This window comes from Facilibium subflavum (genome assembly GCF_003574485.1).
Lineage (GTDB): Bacteria > Pseudomonadota > Gammaproteobacteria > Francisellales > Francisellaceae > Facilibium > Facilibium subflavum.
Genome location: NZ_QLIT01000341.1, coordinates 1 through 750, shown reverse-complemented (window position 1 = coordinate 750; position 750 = coordinate 1). Strand labels below are relative to the sequence as shown.

Sequence of the window (750 nt, the reverse complement as noted above, 5' to 3'; positions counted from 1 at the left end):
TTAAATGGAGACTGTAGTTTAGTTCTTTCAGTAGCATTGGTTTTAGGATTAATGCAATTGCTGCTATACTTTAGTTTACATTCACAAACACCATGGTTGGTATCATGATGCAAAAATGGAGTCAAATAATCAAAACATCCGCAAGCCCTTGGTATTTAGGGTATGGCTTTCAAGGGAGCCCATCCATCTAACTGTGTAAATTTTTCATAGTACTTAAATTCTGCCTTCAAATTTAATTAAAAAATACGGCATTGCTTCACTCCAGCTTCTAATTGGCATTGTCCATTTTTTTGTCATATAGTCAATTGCCAAAAACAAGGTTTTAAATACTGCATTATCATTGGGGAAAGAACGCTTATTTTTCGTTACTTTCCTCAACTGGCTATTCACAGACTCAATTGCATTGGTCGTATCAATAACCTCGCGTATTTGATTCAGATTATTGCATAAACACAACCAGGTTATCCCAGTTAGCATACCATGATTTGGCGATATGCGGGTATTGTTTATCCCATTTTTGTGCAAAAGCCTCTAATGCCATCAAGGCTGATTCTTCCGTGGCTGCAGTATAGATAGGTTTTAAATCAGCGGCCACTTCTTTTCGTTGTTTATAAGAGACGTAGTTAAGGCTATTTCTGATTTGATGGACAATACAAAGCTGATGCTCTGTTTTAGGAAAAGCGGCACTAATGGCATCAGACATGCCGGTTAAATTATCTGTACAGGCAATTAAAATATCCTGTACACCAC

At 37.1% G+C, this 750-nt stretch carries 1 pseudogene; it reads right to left on the bottom strand.

From position 1 onward, the window contains the following. Window positions 1–213: 213 nt before the first annotated feature. Window positions 214–750: pseudogene (locus DNK84_RS15260) on the bottom strand (IS256 family transposase); the annotation flags it as partial.